Raw genomic sequence first — 20053 nt, forward strand, 5'->3', positions numbered from 1 at the left:
AGAGAGTTAGTCATTTTTCGCTGAATAAGAGTAATCGTAGTTTGTATATCCATAGCCATAGTAACTGCTGGCTTTTTTAATGACACTGTTGATGATGCAACCTTTAACCACAATACCGCTTTGCTCAAAGCGCCTGATGCTGACCTCAACCTCTTTGACGGTATTCATCTCAAATCGGGCTACTAATAATGTTGTTCCCACATAACGGCCTATAATAGCGGCGTCTGTAACTGCCAGAATGGGTGGTGTATCCACAATTACGAGGTCATAATTTTTCGAAGCCCAGTTAATCAGTGTTTCGAAACGCGGATGCATCAAGAGTTCAGCAGGATTCGGTGGTGATTCCCCACGGGATATAAAATCGATACCCACTGCAGGTATGTTTACAGGCGCTGATTCCTGATTGATTTTCCCGGATAAAATAGCTGAAAGTCCGTTCTCCAAACCGACCTTGAAGAGTTTATGAGAATAGCCTCTTCGCATGTCTGCATCAATTAAAAGAACTTTTTTATTAGCTTGAGAAATTACCGCAGCCAGATTACTGCTTATAAATGTTTTACCAGCACTCTGGCTCGGTCCTGATATCATAAGGACGTTATTTTTCGCCTCCATCATCGCGAAATGCAAGCTCGTACGCAAACTGCGTATAGCTTCTATAGCGAGGTCGGCTGAGTTCTCCACCGCAAGAAAGTTGGTTTGTGGTCCGCTTCGCTTCGTTTTAGACGATTGGTTTTTACCGAATTTACCTTTCTTAGTCAGCCATTCTGATAACGGTATGCTTGCATAAACATTGATTCCCTTTTCTTCCAGTTGCTCCGGTGAATCAATACCTTTTCGCAGGAATACGCGCAAGAATACCAGACTAATAGAAGTCAGCGCCCCAAGAATAAGACCAATTAATACAATCAATACCTTTTTAGGCTTCACCGCTTTAGGTTCAGTGACGGCTGAGTCAATTATCCTCACATTTCCTATTGCACTGGATTTTGCAATACTCAATTCCTGCTGACGATTAAGTAACTGCATATAAATTGCACGGTTGGATTCTGCATCCCGGCTCAATCTGGCCACTTCTTGTTGTGTCCCTGGCATGGCGGAAACACTTTTATTTAGCCGATCCCTCTCTTTAAGCAATGTCTGACGTTTCTCAAGAAGCGCTTTATATGTAGGGTGGTCTTTAGTGTAGAGCTGCGAAATTTCCGCTTCACGGAAAGTCAGTTCATTTAACTGACTTTCGACGTTGACGATTTGATCCAGCACAGATTTTGCCTCAAGAGACAGGTCTACCGAGTCTTTCTGCCTGCGATAGGCATTCAATGCATCTTCTGATGTATTAAGGTCAGTACGCACCTGAGGAAGTTGGCGTTCAAGAAAATCAAGGCTTTTGGCATCCTGAGCAGCCTGACGCGCAATATTTTGATCGAGGTAATTTTGGCTAATGCTGTTCAGTGTGGCTGCAATAAGTTCCTGATTATCACCATTCAGCGAAAGATTCAGAATACCCGTGTCCTTACCCTGATCATTTACGCTAAAAGCATCGAGTAAATCATTAATTGCTCGTAGCCGAGTCCGATAATATACATCAAACTGGGTGCCTGGTGCGCTTTGAATATCATTTACCAATAAGGAAACCCCTTTCTCATTAAGAAGATTTCCAACTGTTCCTTTGATTTCAAAACCATCACCTTCAACCAGATAATTGTTATTATCAATGACCTTAATCGTGATTTTTGGTATATCACCGCTAGTTGCGGGTAAATACAAGCGACCAATCGAAAGTTTACCGGGCACATCTCCTGTCATTCTCGCCCATCCACGTCCAAACACCGGAAAATACTTTTGTTTTAGCAACGCTTGCAGATTCAGGTCATCTACTGTTTTGCCTAAAATCATCCGTGACTGTAATAAAGCAATTTCCGGCGCGGATTGCGGCTGAGAATCAGGTAACACCTGGCTCAAACTTTCAAGAATCGCATTCCCTTGTTTCTGTTCCACCTGGATCAATGCATCAGCCTGATAAATAGGCGTGGCAAAAAGAACATATATAATAGCCAGCACCGTAAATACGGATGTGATGATAATAATAAGTTTACGGTGGTCAATGATTTCACCAATCAAACGACCCAGGTCGATTTCGTCTGAATCTGGTGAAGCGGGGGTTTTCGAAATTACTGGAGGCATACGTAGTTTCCCTGATGAAGTTATCCGTTCAGCTTTTGCAACCAGGACTGACACGCCTGATCAATTAATCGGTAAACAGACTCAAATGCTTCCTGACTCTTACGGTAAGGATCCGGAATCTCCCTCTGTCCGAGCCAATGGCCCAGCAACATTATCTTCCCGCGAGCTTCAGGGGAGATACGACTAATCTGCTCTTGGTGGAATTTTTCCATTACCAAAATAAGGTCATACTGGCGCCCGAGCGCGGAAGTAAATTGAGTCGCCCGGTGGTTATCAAGTAACAGCTGATGTTTCCCTGCTGCCACAATCGCCCCCTCATCTGCAGAGTGACCAACCAAAGCAGCCATTCCAGCCGAGTCTATTTTCTTGTCCGGTAATAATCGCCTCAGCAGTCTCTCGGCAATCGGAGAACGACATATATTTCCGGTACAGACAATTAATATTGAGTCAAACATTATGGATTCCATTGCCGTACAAAGCGTCCCGCTTCAATCATGTCATGCACTCCCGTAATGGTCGGGACAATCTGCGAAATGACACGATTCCAGCGAACAATCGGCGCAGTGGTGACATAAACAATATCGTAAGGCTGAAGCTGGAATTCGGTACTCATCACCATAGAAGAGGCATCTTTGGCATTCAGCTGATAAATATTGGCGATTTTACCTTTCTGGCTTCCCTTCAGCGGACGAATAACAAATATCCCGGAAGCATCTGCCATACTTTGAGCAATCCCGTCTGAGTTGCCTAATGCCTCGGCGAGAGTCATCCCGCTCCGGTCCATTTTCAACGTGCTCTGTTTGGTGACTTCACCCATCACAAACACTTTCAGGTCATCATTTCGTGGTACAAACAGAATATCGCCAGGGTAAAGCAAGCGGTTCTGTGTGAGGTCACCTTTCTGCATCAGGGCCTGAAGAGAAATCTGTGTATCCTGACCGTTGTGATTGAGCACCACGTTACGCCAGTCAGCATCAGGTGCTAAGCCCCCTGCGGCATTAATCGCATCAATCACGGTAAGCGGAATATTGGTAATAGGCTGTTGTCCGGACTTGATGACTTCACCGGTGGTATAAATTTTCTGCGAACGGAACGCCGCAATGCTGACGTCAACCTGCGGACTTTCAATGTACGTTGCCAGGCGGCTACTGATCTCCTGACGTACTTCACTGACAGTTTTTCCGGTGACCTTCAGTTTCCCGATATAAGGATAGAAAATTGTCCCGTCGGCATTAACCCAGTTACCGGTATCACTGGCACTGCGGTACTGGCCTGCCGGGGTGGTCAGTTCCGGGTGATCCCAGACGGTAACCATCAGCACATCACCAACCCCAATACGGTATTGGTAGTTTTGCAGTTGTATATCCAGCTGAGGATTTGGCCGTGCCTGAACGCTGTCAGGGCGCAGCTGATCGATCAGGCCGGGCGTCATCGGATACACGTTCACTAATTTATCAATGTCATAATTGCTATCAGTAGGTTGAACAACATCTTTGTCCGTGGTACTTAACGACTGCCCTGGAATAACCGTACATCCGCTCAGTAACAAAGCCCCGAATAATGCAGAAATCTTAAACGTTTTATTTTTCATAAAATCCATATCATGTGGTTCAACAGAAATTGATGTTGGCCATGACGCTAATAACTAGCAGCCAATACATGAGGGTGATGCATTATTTAAATGACTGTTAATAAGCACCGTCTTTTCTAAGCACAACACTTACTGTTTTAAATAAGATGGCAATGTCATTCCACATCGACCAGTTTTTTACATACCAGGCGTCAAGATAGACGCGGGTCTCGTAATCCACATCACTGCGACCACTCACCTGCCATAATCCGGTCATTCCCGGTTTGCTCAGCAAGTAATAATCCACCTCATCACTGTAACGCTCCAGTTCAGCGTTAATAATAGGCCTCGGACCAACAAGGCTCATCTCTCCTTTTAATACATTAAATAACTGCGGCAATTCATCCATGCTGGTTTTACGCAATAAATGCCCGATGCGCGTAATACGTGGATCGTTTTTCAGCTTAAATGTCTCATCCCACTCAGCGCGTGCTTCCGGGTTATTTGCCAGCAATTCCTCAAGCACTTCCTTGGAATTAATTACCATTGAGCGGAATTTAAGACATTTGAAAGGACGGCCGCCTTTACCAATACGCTCATGGCCATAAATTGCCGGGCCGCCATCTTTCCTCACTTTGAAGCTGATATACAGCAGCAGCGGAGACAATATGGCAATAATCCCCAGTGAAGCCACAATATCGAAAGCACGTTTCAGGAAGCGTGATGACCATTTCGCCAGGTTCTGATGAACACGTAAGATCATCACTTCGTGGCTGAAAATAAACGACATATCCGTACTGTCGAGCGGCATGCCGCGCAGGGTCGGGATCACCGAGACATAACGGTAACCGTGGATCATAAACACCCGCAGCCAGTAGTTACGGATATCGCTCTGGTGTGCTTCCACGGCGACAATAAACTGGGTTTTCTTGTCGCACGGGGTTAATAACCACAGGTCATCGCAGAATATGATCGGAATGCCATCAATGCTGTCCCCCGGCTTGTCAGTCAGTTCGCTGGAAATAAATCCGGTGACGTTCAGCCCGAGATTCTTTTCGCTTTGAATCGCTTTGTAAGCCTCGTGAGCATTTTTACCGGTACCAATAATAATGGCATCGCGTTGCCAGATACCCAGAACCGTTAATACACGCTTAGTCATCATGCGGGCACAAGGTACAAATATCAGCACCAACAGCCAGGTGAGGATCCACATATAGCGGGAAAAATTCCACTCCGCGAAAGCCATCACCGCGATCTCAATAACGGCAAAAATGACCAGCGTGCGTAAAATTTCTTTCAGTTCAAACCAGAAGGTTTTGCGGTAGTAATAATGCCGCAAGCGCATGGAGAACCAGCCAACACAACAAAATGCCAGCGTCCAGTGTAATAAAACCAGGGCAGTAACATGTTGAGCGGGAATATAGTCATCAAACTCTTTGAGCATGAAGCTCAATAATATTTTAGCGACATAAATCGACAGGGTAAAACTGACGAAATCCGAAAGAGCAAGAAACAGGCTTGAGTAAAAATTTCTGGTGAGAAATGTCATATTTCCCTCACAACAAGTATCAAAAAATAATTATTACCTGAGGACATCAGGTTAATAGGCTTATAATAATGGACTTCATTAACTGTCTCCTGACATGCTGACATATCAGAAAAATAATAAATAAGTCATTTTGTAGGTGCCTGACTGTTGCAGTCAGGCACAACCTTTCATTAAGGCAACTGCGGCGAATCTCTGTCTGAAGTAATACCGTACAAGCCGTACTGTCTGCCCAGCATCTGGCCACCATCACGCGTCAGTGGTGTCCAGCTGACGGTTGGTGTACTGCGTGTCGGTTTGACCGTCAGCAAGTCCAGCGGAACAGAGATGTAGAAGCCTTTAGTAAAGGAGCCTTCACCGTATTCCTGTTTAGAGACATTCGTCAGCGTCGCATAGGCTCCCACGGTGACACCGCTGTCAAAGCGTTTGGAGAGATCCAACGTGCCGCCTTTGTCTTTAGCCAGATATTGCCCGACACTCATTTTCACCAGCACATCATCCATAAATGCCGGCCGCCAGTAGGCTGTCAGGTTGCCGGTCGCGGCTTTGTAATCGGTAAAACGCATCATGTCGTCCCAGTCGCGCTGTTTGACATAGTTAGCATCAATACCCAGTGCCCAGTCAGAATCCAGTGGCCGGTAGAGCACTTCGCCCCCGACGCCGCCGTACATCATCTCCAGATAACCGCCATAAAGCTGTCCGTAGAAACCGTTGCCCAGATAACGGAAGTAGTTGGCTTGCAGGTTATTCACATAGACATCGTTCTGAACGTATTCACGGATATGCGTTCGTACGCGTGGCAGAGAAGAGTCATTACTGACGCCGTCATAGCGGAACTTATCGTAGTTATTGGCAACGTTGCCAAACACGCCGCCATCGACAAGCAGGTGATCTGTCAGCCAGTAGTTGGCATCCGCCAGCACCCCGATCTGATACATATAAAAGTTTTCAGGGCCGCCGACAGATTGTCTTAATACCGGCGACAGGCTGTAATTAAACCGGTCCTTGCCGATAAAGAATCCCTGACCGACGTCTGTGACCGGTTCAATCCGTTGCTGGTTCAGGGACTGTTCCTGCCCCAGCGGATAACCCTGTTGCTGCTGACGCAGGCTCGCCACGCGGGTACGTGTGGTGACCATCGGCATACCAAAGCGGTTTTGGGTAACATCCAGTGTGTCGACATTCTCCGGCAGATTATTCAGCATGATGAGATTGGCACGCTCTACGCCTTTGGACGTATTGCGATATTTATCCTGCTGACCCGTAACGTTGAGGGTGTCGTCACGGATGTCGATACGCGGTTCGCTAAACCCGGCATTGCCTTTCAGCTGAGCCAGTTGCCCGGTCGCGACGCTGTAATTAACCATTCCCGCACTTTGCGGCTGCGGCTGATAGGCAGGAACCGGATCATCAATCTGATGAGGAACCCAATCGTTCATGTTACTGCGCAGGGTAAACCCGAACATAAAGGTATTGCCACGCTCGTAGCTGGCGTTGACATCCATCCAGCTTGCCAGGCGATAAACAGCACCGAAGTTAAACTTACTGTTCTGTTTTAGTGCCCCGGCAAAATCATCGCGGTAGTTATTACCATCGTATTCCATCTTCAGGCGCAACGGCTGCCAGGGGGTCTGATACTCCACGCCGCCGAATACCCCCGCAGGGCCGCGGAACATATCATTGAGTGAAATATCGCCGGTGGAATGGCTTTGCGCGCGGGTACAATATTTATCGCTGGCTTTGCAGAAAGGGTTCGTGATATTGCCGCTGTTGCCGATATAACCCCAGCCTATCCCCAGCGTGAAATCTAGCGGTCCGGCCGCTTTACTGGCGACCAGATATTCACTGTCAAACAACCCCGTGCCGCCGATATCGCGCTTGCCCAACGCAACCTGCGGAAGATAGTAGCCCTCTTCCCACAGCCTTAATTTCACATCGAAAGACTTGTCTTTATAGGTTTGATTGCCGCTGAAGTTTGGATCACTACTGTAAAGCCGGTCACGCACGTCGGTATAACGCAACGTGGTCTCCAGCCAGGGAAACAACGCCATCGAGACCGAATAAAAACGGTAGGCATCATTATCGCGGTAGTTGGCACTGAACTCCCCTTCTTTCGGGACCCGCGCCGTCGGTGTTTGTAAAAGTCCCGCGCCGCCGAAATCGGACTGTGAAGGACCAAGGGGTTCATCATACGTTTGCGCCCGGACGGAATTAGCGTAAACCACGGACACAGCAAGCAGGCTGAGAAGATATTTTGGTTTCATCATTCAGGGATCCGGTGCGCCAAAACAGAGACGATGTGCTGATTAAGGTTTTTAAACTGGCGCGGCAGCGTCCAGTCAGAAAAACCGACCCAAATGATACTGCCCGGCTGGGCTTCAGCGTGGCGATAATTCCAGTACGCGACCGGCACGACCCGGATGGTTCCATTGGGATCAATCACCACGGCTTCATTCAGATTGGCACCAGAAAGAAATTGATGGTCTGCGAGATATTCACGAATCGTACGACCTGCAACCCACGGCTGTTTTCCCGCACCACTCACCGCACCCAGCAACAACACGCTGTTGGGACGCGTTGCGGTATAGACGCGATAATCCCCCTGTAACTGGCGGTTAGCGGCATTGTTGTTGAGGATCAAATCCGCATCCATCGGGGTAAACTGACGACCGGTAACCTGCAACCCCTGCAACTGCTGAATGACGCGGTTAATGGTCTGCTGCGTATCGCCACTCTCCGTGGCACGCCAGGCCTTGAGCTGGTTCTGCATGGACAGATACTGTTGCTGCGCCTCAGGCGTTGCGGCAGGCACAGCAATCACGGTGCCGGGCGACCAGGATTGGCGGATCAGATCGGACTCCGCCATCATCTGGCGCATATCTTTAATATGGCTGAGTACCTGGGCAGGCTGCCCCTGAGAGGCGCTGGTGTAAACGGCCACGTTGCCCTCGGAAAATGCCATCCCCGGCAAAGCGCTAAAAATGAATAAAAGCGTTTTTATTTTCATGCTGGTGGGATCCCCGCATTGGCAGGTTTGAGCAACGTCATACTCACCGGCATATCTGCTCCCAACCTCTGATTGCTCTTGAGCACCAATCCGCTGTGCGGATCTACCCAGAAAGTGTTTTGCCAGCGGTCACCCGTGGCCTCAAGCGTCACATCCTCGCGCCACACCTGACAGGCGACGACTCTCCCGGGAAGTGTCAGGGTTTCGTCGTCCTGACGGCTGAAACGGGATGTTACAACGGATGACAATGGCTGCCGGTTCTCCGTCCAGCGCATCAGACGTGTCCAGCCCGCCCCTTCACGCAAATTTGCTGCATGCAACAGCGGGTCTTGTTGCAGATTGGTGACTTCCAGCAGATCCCCTTGCGAATAACCGGCCGACCGGACCAGGCGACCATTTTGGGTAATAAATACGACCTGGTCGCCGGTACTCCATTTTTCAAAGCCATCCTGGAGATAACCGACCACAAAGATTTGTGCAGATGTGGGCAGTTTTAGATAAATGCTGCCGTAAGGAATAGCGGCAATTCTTTGGGGTGGTACCACAACATCCTGTGTCCCTTTAACGGCAACTTTAAAAGTATCAACCAGACTGTTTTGCGAGGGGGTACATGCTTGTAACAAGAGGCAAAGGAACAATAAGGAATAGCGCACAAGTGATTCCCTATATCATTATTATCATGTGGGAAAATAACCACACGGATGTGTGGTTATAATTAAGTGAATTATTAGCGTGAGGTTGTGGTGGTAGTTGAGGTATTGGTGTTGCTGTTACCATCACTATCATCGTTACCTACAGCAATCAGACCAGCGGCTAATATTGCGCCGCTGGTACCGACCACTGCCGCCACTGTTGCCCCTGAGCTGAGTTCAGCAGCAGATGTTGTCTGCGAATATAGCGGCAGCAGCATCAGGGCAATAACAGAAAACATGAGTTTTCTCATAATTACTCCTCTTCAATTGACAAACGAATTGTTCACCCAATAACCAATGGGCCCTTTGAGTATATCAATAGAAAATAATTATTGTACAATTTAAGACCGGTATATATTTTAGCTATGCTACCGCCCCTGGTTTACGGCCACCAATTTGCCAAACGATAATTCCGGTAATAATTCGCACAGGTTCCCCTCGCCAAAAATAAGTCAGGCGATAGGTTCAAGTACATTTAAAACAACCACAGCAATTAGCTATTCGTGCTTATTACAGCGTTATTTTAAAAGTCATTTTTTCAAAAAAATGACTGTATTAATTCATCCTGACTATAAGGCAGCCATAACGCACCTTGCATAGCAAGAATATCACTGCCGCTTAAGTACTCAATATGCTGCGAATTCTCGACACCATTGATAATAATGCCACGGCAATAGGGCCTGAGATGGGCGATCACTTTTCTTAGAGATTGAGTTCCCTGGTGTTGCCAAAAAAAGGTCTTACTGATTTTAATATATTCAAACTTTTCGCTCATCACCAGCGTAAGACTGGTGTTACCTGCGCCAAAATTATCCAGCCATAAAGGGCAGCATGCAGCTAAAGACTGAAGCACAGGGCGTTCCTGGCCGGCATTGAATTCGTGAAAATCCTCACTTACCTCCAGTCTTATATATTTGTGCTGCTGTAAAACCTTTTGTATCGCCTGATTGCTGGCAATATGCACCGCAATCTCATAGTCAATATTGATCGACAATAAAAAGCCGTTAGCGATAAAGATACTTTCATTCACACACGCTGTGGTGACCTGCTCAAAGAAGTCCTTCACCTTCTCTTCAGCAGAAAGAGGTAATGCGTAATCCTCTGAATACTCGTTGCTTTCCTTTATGTTCTTTTTCTTAACCAGCTCAAAACCAAGTATCACTCCCGAGACGGACACAATGGGTTCATACAGGAAGCCAGGATGACTTCTTTTGAGTGATCGCATTTCATACCCCTGAAAAAATAGCAACGTCTGGCGCGTACCTGCACGGTGCAAGGTCAGCTTAAAAAATATTTTTGTTATCTGACAATTCTGTTACCCACGGCGTGTTTGTGCAAAAAGAACAAAGCTGAACTGCTGCTGGCATCAACGCCTATTTTTCTTAATGAGTTGCATTTATGAACACTAATCGTTTTAACACTGAGCTTTAAAATATTTGAAATGCTGGTGACAGACAGACCAGACATCATCATCACCAAAACTTTTTCTTCCATTTTGGTAATATTATAATTGAATTCTTCCTTGTTAATCGCGCTGCCCTGAAGTTGTATGAATTGCTCAATGGATCTCTCAACATCAGCCAGACCACTCTTCTTTTTAAGGAATTTAAACTCCTTTTTCAGTAAAAGCTCGAGCATTAACATATCAACCGCTGAAGACACAATCAAAATTCTCTCCGGGTCCAATATATTCAGATTTTCTCTTAAAAACTCATAACACCTGTGGAAGCCACCGCCTGAAGGATCGATGATCAAGTAATCTTTCGCAAACAAATTCATCCCTTCATTCTGGTCAAATGAGATGACATTGTCTACGTAAGGCAGCTTCTTGGAGATTATTTCTTTCAACGCCAACTTAGTAAATTGGCACTCACTCCAGATTATTACCCGAGGCATTGGGCCGCCTAATTATGTGGTTTTAAAAACGCTCAAATTCTGCCTCGTTAATCCGGGGAAGAATAAAGCACTCTCAGAAAGAGATAAGAAAAAAGAATGTTTAGATCCGCTCTAAATCATATTTAAAACTTTTCAGTATCTGTACGTAGAGTAATACGCAGCCGAAACTCTTCAAATCGTTTTTCTCGCTCATAATAAGACCTAACAATAGGTTTGACCGATCGATTTACACTTTCTTATCGTTAAATGCATGCCTGTTTTCTAGGCGCATTCTTACAATTATTCCTAATTAGTAATCAAAATGTGACGTATACGACGCTTTTAAGGTTAAGCGCCCCCAAAATCTAAGAACAATCTCAGTAGGAATCTCTCTCATTTAAACAACTCCATTAACACACTTAACTGTCTGCATTTTTGTTTTAAAACAGGATTTTTCACTTTTTTAAGTGTGATTTCAGATTTTGCTTTTTACGAAAACTAAACATTCAAATTTCATTATTGAGTCATTATCTGAAAAACCGCTCAAAAAAACTAACCTATTGCTCTTTTATACACATTTATGCATAGCGATTAACCGGGCCAGTAAACCCTAATTTACCCAAGAACATTCCTAACTCATAGGGAAGACAGAATTAATTCTTTATTTTCATGTAAATAATAATGATTATTTGATTATCCAGACCTGTTAATACCAAGACTATTCTTATAAAAATGCCTTTTTAACGTAAATTGGTGCAGATAAATCAGGGTAATTAGCATTTAAATCATTGTGGCTATCAGATAACTCGGATAAACATTAAAAAGTAAATTTTTCAATATGTTGAATTTACAGACAATTAAGAGAGGTGAATGCGCAATAAAAAACCAGCCTTTCGGCTGGTTGATGTTTTTTGTGCGGGCTGCTGAAGCGCGGGAAGGTGAGCGGGTGAGTATTTTCTCTGCGGTAATATACAGGCCCCTGAGAGGAAAATATCCCAGGGGCTTGCCTTAACTCGCTTTGCGCCAGCGGCGGGTCAGCACTTTTTCTATTTCAACAATCACAAACAGCGCCACACCGATCATCAGGCCGATGATCCAATAGATGAACGGCAGCGGACGCGTACCGAACAGCGTGTTCATCAGCGGCACATAGATAATGATCGCCTGCAACGCAAACAGCACCAGGGTGACAATCCAGATGCCTTTATTGTGCAGCAGACCGCGGCTGAGCGAGAAGTTATCCGAATCGCGGCAGTTGATCATGTACACCCACTGCGCGGTAACCAGCGTCTGCAACAGCACGGTGCGGATGAATTCAGGTTCATAACCGCGCGGCTGCAGCCAGGCTTCCAGCAGGAAGGCGCTGATGGAAATCAGCAGCCCGACAAAGGCCACGCGCCAGATGGCGTATTTATCCATGACGTGTGCGCTGACGTTACGCGGCGGACGGCGCATCACGCGGCTTTCAGCCTTCTCAAATGCCAGCCCGAAGGACAACGTGGCGGAAGTCGCCATGTTCATCCAGAGGATTTGCACGGGTGTTAACGGCAGCAGATTGCCCATCAGAATGGCGATAATGATCAGCAGCCCCTGCGCCAGGTTGGTCGGCATAATAAACAGGATGGTTTTTTTCAGGTTGTCGTAAACCCGCCGCCCTTCCCTGACCGCGTTGGCGATGGTGGCAAAGTTGTCGTCCACCAGGATCATGTCGGCAGATTCTTTGGTTACTTCCGTACCCTTAATCCCCATCGCAATGCCGACGTTGGCCTGTTTCAGCGCCGGTGCATCATTCACGCCGTCGCCGGTCATGCCGACAATTTCTCCGGTATCCTGCAACGCTTTGACCAGACGCAGTTTATGTTCCGGACTGGTGCGGGCGAAAATATCAAACTGCTTCGCCGCCGTTCTCAGCTGCGTATCATCCATATGTTCCAGCTCATAGCCGGTGATGGAATTCTCGCTGTTACCGATGCCGAGCATTTTACCGATCGCCATCGCGGTTTCCTGATGGTCACCGGTGATCATCTTGACGCGGATCCCCGCCTGCTGGCATTCGCCAATCGCCACAATCGCTTCCGGCCGCGGCGGATCCATCATGCCCGCAATGCCGATCAGCACCATGCCGTGACTGAGTTCCGGATGATCGAGTGCAGCAACCGGCTGATCGACCGGCTTCCAGGCCGCTGCGACTATGCGTAATCCTTCACTGGCATATTGCGTGATCGCTGATTCCCAGTAAGCGTGATCCAGCGGCACCGCCCCTTCCGGCGTCTGCTGGAACTGACACAGTTTGAGCAGCACGTCCGGTGCGCCGGTCAGCATGATCTGCGACTGGCCGTTTTTCTCACCGGCCACCGCCATATATTTATAGAGAGAATCGAACGGGATTTTACTGCTGAGGTTAAACGGCAATTCTGGCAAATGCGCCTTGGCTGCCAGCACTTTCAGCGCCCCTTCCGTCGGGCCGCCGGTAATACCCCAGTGCCCCTGCGCATCCTGCGACAGTGTGCTGTCGTTACAGATATCTACCGTACGCAGGAACTGGGTCAGCAAAGGCGAAGAATCCGCAGGCAGCGGCGACGCCGAACCGGCAATGGAAAAGCTGCCCATCGGCTCGTAACTGTTGCCTTCTACCGTCCAGACATTATCCGCCAGAATCACTGCCTTGACGGTCATTTCGTTCATGGTCAGCGTGCCGGTTTTATCCGAGCAAATCACTGACATCGCGCCCAGTGTTTCCACTGTGGGCAGCTTGCGGATAATGGCTTTGGAACGTGCCATCGCCTGTACGCCGAGCGAAAGAATAATCGAAATGATCGCCGGTAACCCTTCCGGCACCGCCGCCACCGCCAGGCTGATCACTGACAGCAACAGCTCGGCAAACGGAATGTCGCGCAGCAGATAACCAAAAATCAGCAATGCCACCATCATGAACAGAATAATGACAAAAATGGATTTCCCCAGTTTATCTATCTGCACCAATAGCGGCGTTTTGTTGTCTTCAATGGAGGACAACATTTCATTGATATGGCCGAGTTCGGTCTGGCCGCCGGTGGCAAACACCACGCCGCTGGCGGTGCCGGAACTGACGGTGGTGCCTGAAAATGCGAGATTTTTGCGGTCGCCGATGGATTTCTCACCTTCCAGCACCCCGGTCTTTTTCGAAACCACGGTCGATTCGCCGGTCAGAATGGCTTCTTCGACACGTAAGTTATGCACGTCAATCAGACGTAAATCGGCAGGGATTTTGTCACCGGGGCGCAGCAGAACAATATCTCCCGGCACGATTTCATCGGTACCGACGGTGACCTGTTGTCCGCCGCGTAATACCAGCGCTTCACTGGAAAGCATATTCTGAATGCTTTTCAATGATTTCTCAGCATTATTTTCCTGGATGAAACCAATTAAGGCATTGATGACCGCCACACCTAATATCACCAGCGTATCAACCCAGTGCCCCATAATGGCCGTGACGACAGCGGCCGCTAATAATATATAGATAAGAATATCTTTAAAGTGCGAGATAAACTTAATAAACAGAGATTTACCTTCTTTTTGCGGCAGGACGTTAGGACCGTAATGGTGGAGTTTATTTTTCGCGTCTTCGGGTGAGAGCCCGTCAGGCCCGGACTGTAGCCCGGTAAGGCTTTCGTCTACGCTTTGCTGATACCACAGTGTTTCTGTTGTTTTATTCACGGAATATGGCGCTGGATTATTCATGATGCCTGACTCCTTGATCCCTGAAAGGGTTCATGAATGATGCGGGTAATGCAAGAATTGTGATGTTAATTTCTGGCAAGATACGTAAAGCTGTATAAACTATAATATACCGTGTTAAATAGTGTTAATTCCCGGCTTTGAAAAAACAATTAGATTAACAAAAACAACAGATAACCAGAGTCTCAATAAGAATAGGTCAGAGATATAATATATTGGCACAGCACATTAAATGTCCTTATATATTCTGTCTTAATTTATTATTTCGTGTGTTGTTTATGAGGGGAAGTATTATGGACATTCGTTTCTCTCCCGCTCTGCTCATCCTATTTCTGATAAGCGCCTGTGACCAGAAAGCCCCGGATACACCCTCCCCGCCGCGACAGGTTAAAATTGCGACGGCAGAAGCCGCCAGCCCGCTCAGCACCCGCGTTTTTCCGGCGCGTATTTTAGCCGGTGATAACACCGACATTGCTTTCAAACGTGCAGGCCAGTTGCAAACGCTGGACGTCCGCGAAGGCGAAGCGGTAAAACAAGGACAAATTCTCGCCCGGCTGACCAACAACGATGCCCGTCAGCGCCTTAACGATCGTCAGATCGCCGCCACGCTGGCGCAGCGCCAGTTTGAACGTTATCAGACGCTGGCACGGCGCAACGTGGTGTCGCAGGCCGAACTCGAGGTGCATAAAGCCAGCCGGGATTCCGCCGCTGCCGCACTGAAAATTGCGCAGGAAGAACTTAACGATCTGAACCTCACAGCACCGTTCAGCGGCGTCATTGCGCGGCTGTCTGTGCGCAATCATCAGGTTGTTGCCGCCGGTCAGCCGGTGGCAACCATAAGCCGTTCCGACGTGCTGGATGTGGTGTTCAGCGTGCCGGAAAATCTGTTTACCAGCCTGGATGTACGCAATGTCGATTACCGCCCGCGGGTGCGTATCAACAACCTTCCCGACCGGGAATTCACCGCAACCTATAAAGAACACACCGCCAGCAGCGAAGCCAATACGCTGACCTGGCAGGTGACGCTGGTCATGCCGCGTCCGGAAAACTTCCCGGCGGTGGCCGGATTAAGCGGCACGGTCACGGTGAATCCGGCCAATCTCGCCACGGCAACGCCGGTCAGTACGCTGGTTATCCCGGTCGAAGCCGTTTTTAATCCGGACAGCAGCCAGCGTAATGACGCACACGTCTGGGTAGTGGCCGGTGAAGGCGATACCCTGCACGTCGAAGACCGTAAAGTCACTGTCGGTGAGCTGACGTCTCAGGGCATTGAAATCACCGCCGGACTGCAAAAAGGCGACAGAGTGGTGGCGGCGGGCGTCGGGGAATTACACGCTCAGCAGCCGGTTCGCATCTGGACCAGAGAGCGGGGTCTGTGATGGGAATTAACGAAAGCTTCATTAATAATCCGACGCGCATCTGGCTGGTGATCCTGCTGCTCGGCGTGGGCGGGCTGATTGCGTTGTTCAATATCGGGCGGCTGGAAGACCCGGCGTTTACCATTAAAACCGCGGTGGTTGCAGTGCAATATCCCGGCGCGTCATCCCAGCAGGTTGAGGAAGAAGTCACGCTGCCGCTGGAAAATGCCCTGCAACGCCTGCCTTACGTCGATAATATTTCCTCGATCTCTGCCGTCGGCTTATCGCAAATTACCGTCAATATCGATTCCCGTTATCACTCCTCCGAACTGCCGCAAATCTGGGATGAACTGCGCCGCCGCGTCAACGACGCCACGTTGCAGTTTCCGCCCGGTGTCAGCCCGCCGTTTGTGAACGATGATTTCGGTGATGTGTACGGCTATTTTTTCTCGATTTATGGCGACAACTTTAGCAACCCGGAACTGCGTAAATATGCCGAACAACTGCGCCGTGAACTGGTGCTGGTGCCCGGCGTGGGTAAAGTCGCGATTGGCGGCGTCCTTCCTGAACAGGTCAACATTGAGATCTCACGGGCTAAAATGGCCGCCTATGGCGTCACGTTGCCGCGCCTTGCCGACGTGCTGAATCGCCAGAATATGGTGTCAGATGCGGGCAGCATGACGGTCGGCAGCGAGTCGATCCGTTTGCATCCGACCGGTGGCTTTGAAAATATTGACGAGCTGAATAATGTGCTGATCAGCCCCGCCGGTTCGACGCACAGCATTTATCTGCGTGATATCGCCACCATCTCGCAGGGGATCACCGATCATCCGGGCAATATTTATCACGCCAATGGCCGTAATGCGCTGACAATTGGTGTCTCTTATATTCCCGGCGTGAATGTCATGAACATTGGCCGGGCGATAGAAGCCAGAATGCATCAGCTTGAAGCCGATAAACCGGCCGGGATCCAGCTGAAAGTGTTTTACGATCAGGCTGCTGAAGTGAAGAAATCCGTCGATGGTTTCATCATTAACTTCCTGATGGCGCTGGCAATTGTGGTCGGCGTGTTGCTGATTTTCATGGGATTACGCAGTGGGATTATTATTGCCGTGTCGCTGGCGCTGAACGTGCTCGGCACGCTGCTGATCATGTATTTGTCCGGCATCGAACTGCAGCGCATTTCGCTCGGGGCGCTGATTATCGCGCTCAGTATGCTGGTGGATAACGCGATTGTGGTGGTGGAAGGCGTGCTGATTTCGCGCCAGCAGGGTAACCCGCTGATGAACGCCATCTCGCAAATCATTAAGCGTTCCGCGCTGCCGCTGCTCGGCGCGACGGTGATCGCCATTCTGGCGTTTGCGCCCATCGGGCTGTCACAAGATTCGACCGGTGAATACTGTAAATCGCTGTTCCAGGTGCTGCTGATTTCGCTGATGCTCAGTTGGGTGACCGCGCTGACGCTGACGCCGGTCCTGGTGAAATGGGCCTTCGCCAATATGAAAGTGGCGGATAAAAAACCGGACGAACAGATTGACCCTTACGGTGGCAGGATATTTCGCGTCTACCGGCGGATGCTTTCCGCACTGCTTGCACATCAGGCCCTCACGCTCAGCGTTCTGGCTGCGCTGCTGATGGCTTCGGTGTGGGGTTTTGGTGCCGTGCGGCAGAACTTTTTCCCTTCCTCTAATACACCGATTTTCTTCGTCGATTTGTGGCTGCCCTACGGCACGGACATTAATTACACCGCGCGCATCGCCGGTGAAATCGAAAAAGATATTAACAAGCAGGAAGGCGTGGAAAACACTGTCACCACCGTCGGTCAGGGCGGGATGCGTTTTATCCTCACCTACAACGGCCAGCGGCAATATTCCAACTATGCGCAAATTATGGTGCGCATGGATGACCAGCGAAAAATCGCCGCGCTGGCCCACAGCACCGAACAGAACATCCGCAATCATTATCCTGAAGTCAACGCCAGCCTGAAACGCATCATGTTCGGGCCGTCCGGTGACAGTGCGATTGAAGTGCGGATTAAAGGTTCCGATCCCGACCAGTTGCGTAATATCGCCAGTCAGGTGGATAAGATTATCCTCGATGACGGCGCGGCCGACGGGGTGCGTAACGACTGGCAGGATCGCAGCAAAATGGTTCGCCCGGTGTTTTCGCCGTATCTGGGACGTGAACTCGGTGTGGACAAAGGCGAAACCGACAGCGCATTACAGATGAATTTCAGCGGCAGCACCGTGGGGATTTTCCGCGATGGCTCGACGCTGATGCCGATTGTTTTACGCCCGCCATCATCGGAGCGGCTGGATGTCGATCATATGGCCAATATCATGGTCTGGAGCCAGACGCGTCAGCAATTTATCCCGCTGAGTAACGTGGTCAGTGATTTCAAGGTTGAATGGGAAGATCCGCTGATCATGCGGCGCGACCGCTCGCGGGTGCTCACCGTACAGACCGATCCGGATCCGGCCAGCGGTGAAACCTCCGGCGATATGCTGGCGCGTATTAAACCGCAGGTTGAGGCGCTGAAATTACCGCACGGTTACAGCATCGAATGGGGCGGCGACGCGGAAAACTCCGCCGAGGCGCAGCAGGGGCTGTTTACCACCCTGCCGGTTGGATTCCTGATGATGTTTATCATTACTGTACTGATGTTCAGCTCGGTGAAAAACGCCATCGCCATCTGGCTGACCGTGCCGCTGGCTCTGATTGGCGTCACCTTTGGCTTCCTGCTGACCGGTATTCCGTTTGGCTTTATGGCGCTGATCGGCCTGCTCAGCCTGAGCGGGATGTTAATCCGTAACGGCATCGTGCTGGTGGAAGAAATTGGTCAGCAGAAAAAAGAGAAAAACCAGACCGACGCGATTATCTACGCGGCCACTTCGCGTCTGCGCCCGATCCTGCTGACGGCGTTTACCACCGTGCTCGGCCTCGCGCCGTTGTTGCTTGATGTCTTTTTCCAGAGCATGGCGGTTGTTATCATGTTCGGGCTGGGATTTGCCACCGTGCTGACGCTGCTGGCGCTGCCGGTGATTTACAACTGTTTCCATCGTGAAGGGCAACGACGTACACAATGAACACCACGGGACTGAATATTATTAAAACGCTCGGTTGCCTGACCGCCGTGACCTTTTTCACCGTTTATAACACTTACGACAATTACAATTATAACTACGACACTATTCTGGCTTTCCTGACCTTTATTTCCACCATTGCCACACCGCTGTTTTTTGTGGTTACCGGTTATATGGATGCCGGTTCACAGCACACGGCAGAATGGCAACTGAAGAAAATACGCAGCATCTTAACCCTCTTCATTTTCTGGTTTTCGATTTATTATTTATGGGAGCCTTACCAGAAAGGTTATCTGATTCAGCCGTGGTTTATCTTTACGCTGGTGATTATTTACACCTTTCATCCGCTGGTGGAATGGCTGGCTAAAAGACGGGTTATTCTTGCGGCACTGGTCGCCAGCCTGCTGATTTTTTCCTTTGCGTATGATCTGCTGGCGATCTATTTCACTGAACATAAATCTTTTTCAACCCCCGCGCAGTTCCGCATCTGGACCTGGGTACTTTATTATCTGACCGGCCAGTTGTTATATGACCCGGTGGTTTCCGCCCTGTACGGTCGCCCGCGGGTAGCGAAAATCGCCGCCATCGCCATTCCTTTTGTCTATATTTTCACCTGGTATTATGAAAAACACTTCTTCTTTTCCATCTTCAACCTTGAGCGCAACAGCTTTATTCTGACCGGATCGCAGGTCTATATTCTGGTGGTATTGATCATTATCGCGGCCAATGGCGTGAAACAGGACGCCACGCGGTTGCCTGTCAGTGAAATGGTCAGTTCGCTGGGGAAAACCATGACCGGCGTTTATATTCTCCACTACACCTTTTTCAATTTATTAATCCAGTGGATCCCGATCAACTCCCTGACCGCCAAACTGTTCGTCATCCTGCTGACTTTTCTGCTTTCAGTGTTGTCTTCAATGCTGCTGCTGAAGAATAGCGTGACGAAGAAGCTGATTACGTTTTGAGAAGGCAGTCTGAGGCAGGGATCAAATATGAGCCCTGCAAATGGAGGGGCCTTATCAAG

The 20053-nt window shown here is 49.0% G+C and carries 14 protein-coding genes; 3 read left to right on the forward strand and 11 right to left on the reverse strand.

Annotated features, from left to right (window positions below; genetic code table 11):
• Positions 1-6 precede the first annotated feature (6 nt).
• The 11 genes from AACU55_RS19235 to AACU55_RS19285 all read right to left on the reverse strand — a co-directional run bounded on the left by AACU55_RS19235 (position 7) and on the right by AACU55_RS19285 (position 14591).
• Positions 7-2181 carry a polysaccharide biosynthesis tyrosine autokinase gene (locus tag AACU55_RS19235; protein WP_134705937.1) on the reverse strand — a complete coding sequence of 725 codons (2175 nt, stop codon included), beginning with the start codon at positions 2179-2181 and terminating at the stop codon, positions 7-9.
• 20 nt (positions 2182-2201) lie between these two features.
• Positions 2202-2636 (reverse strand): arsenate reductase/protein-tyrosine-phosphatase family protein, encoded by a 435-nt coding sequence (locus tag AACU55_RS19240; protein WP_277351350.1) that lies wholly within the window; start codon positions 2634-2636, stop codon positions 2202-2204.
• Positions 2636-3772: a polysaccharide export protein gene (locus tag AACU55_RS19245; protein ID WP_126125122.1), complete on the reverse strand. Its 1137-nt coding sequence runs from the start codon at positions 3770-3772 to the stop codon at positions 2636-2638. The genes AACU55_RS19240 and AACU55_RS19245 overlap by 1 nt, the downstream gene beginning before the upstream one ends.
• A 97-nt stretch (positions 3773-3869) precedes the next feature.
• The gene (wbaP, locus tag AACU55_RS19250; protein ID WP_013576880.1) at positions 3870-5300 is read right to left on the reverse strand and encodes an undecaprenyl-phosphate galactose phosphotransferase WbaP; all 1431 of its coding nucleotides are present in this window, start codon (positions 5298-5300) and stop codon (positions 3870-3872) included.
• A gap of 170 nt (positions 5301-5470) precedes the next feature.
• On the reverse strand, positions 5471-7561 hold the full coding sequence (locus tag AACU55_RS19255; RefSeq protein WP_165497405.1) for a YjbH domain-containing protein: 2091 nt from the start codon (positions 7559-7561) through the stop codon (positions 5471-5473).
• On the reverse strand, positions 7561-8304 hold the full coding sequence (locus tag AACU55_RS19260) for a capsule biosynthesis GfcC family protein (protein WP_013576882.1): 744 nt from the start codon (positions 8302-8304) through the stop codon (positions 7561-7563). Before AACU55_RS19260 ends, AACU55_RS19255 begins: the two co-directional genes overlap by 1 nt.
• Positions 8301-8957 carry a YjbF family lipoprotein gene (locus AACU55_RS19265; protein WP_126125123.1) on the reverse strand — a complete coding sequence of 219 codons (657 nt, stop codon included), beginning with the start codon at positions 8955-8957 and terminating at the stop codon, positions 8301-8303. The genes AACU55_RS19260 and AACU55_RS19265 overlap by 4 nt, the downstream gene beginning before the upstream one ends.
• 74 nt (positions 8958-9031) lie before the next feature.
• Positions 9032-9247, reverse strand: coding sequence for a hypothetical protein (locus tag AACU55_RS19270; protein WP_126124277.1), 216 nt, complete (start codon positions 9245-9247; stop codon positions 9032-9034).
• 287 nt (positions 9248-9534) lie between these two features.
• Positions 9535-10221, reverse strand: a complete 687-nt coding sequence (locus AACU55_RS19275; protein ID WP_126124278.1) for an EAL domain-containing protein — start codon at positions 10219-10221, stop codon at positions 9535-9537.
• 74 nt (positions 10222-10295) lie between these two features.
• A complete protein-coding gene (locus AACU55_RS19280) occupies positions 10296-10769 on the reverse strand; it encodes a helix-turn-helix transcriptional regulator (RefSeq protein ID WP_240785649.1) in 474 nt (157 codons plus the stop codon).
• A 1110-nt stretch (positions 10770-11879) separates the two neighbouring features.
• The gene (locus tag AACU55_RS19285) at positions 11880-14591 is read right to left on the reverse strand and encodes a cation-transporting P-type ATPase (protein WP_134705938.1); all 2712 of its coding nucleotides are present in this window, start codon (positions 14589-14591) and stop codon (positions 11880-11882) included.
• A 290-nt stretch (positions 14592-14881) separates the two neighbouring features.
• On the opposite strand from AACU55_RS19285, the gene AACU55_RS19290 reads away from it, so the two are divergent.
• Genes AACU55_RS19290 through AACU55_RS19300 form a run of 3 tightly spaced genes read left to right on the forward strand, consistent with a single transcriptional unit; the run spans position 14882 to position 19994 of the window.
• A complete protein-coding gene (locus tag AACU55_RS19290; RefSeq protein WP_134705939.1) occupies positions 14882-15967 on the forward strand; it encodes an efflux RND transporter periplasmic adaptor subunit in 1086 nt (361 codons plus the stop codon).
• The gene (locus AACU55_RS19295; protein ID WP_134705940.1) at positions 15967-19032 is read left to right on the forward strand and encodes an efflux RND transporter permease subunit; all 3066 of its coding nucleotides are present in this window, start codon (positions 15967-15969) and stop codon (positions 19030-19032) included. The genes AACU55_RS19290 and AACU55_RS19295 overlap by 1 nt, the downstream gene beginning before the upstream one ends.
• Positions 19029-19994 (forward strand): acyltransferase, encoded by a 966-nt coding sequence (locus AACU55_RS19300; protein ID WP_134705941.1) that lies wholly within the window; start codon positions 19029-19031, stop codon positions 19992-19994. Before AACU55_RS19295 ends, AACU55_RS19300 begins: the two co-directional genes overlap by 4 nt.
• Positions 19995-20053 lie beyond the last annotated feature (59 nt).

It is taken from the genome of Rahnella sp. CJA17(1/100) (assembly GCF_963881615.1).
Taxonomy (GTDB): domain Bacteria; phylum Pseudomonadota; class Gammaproteobacteria; order Enterobacterales; family Enterobacteriaceae; genus Rahnella; species Rahnella aceris.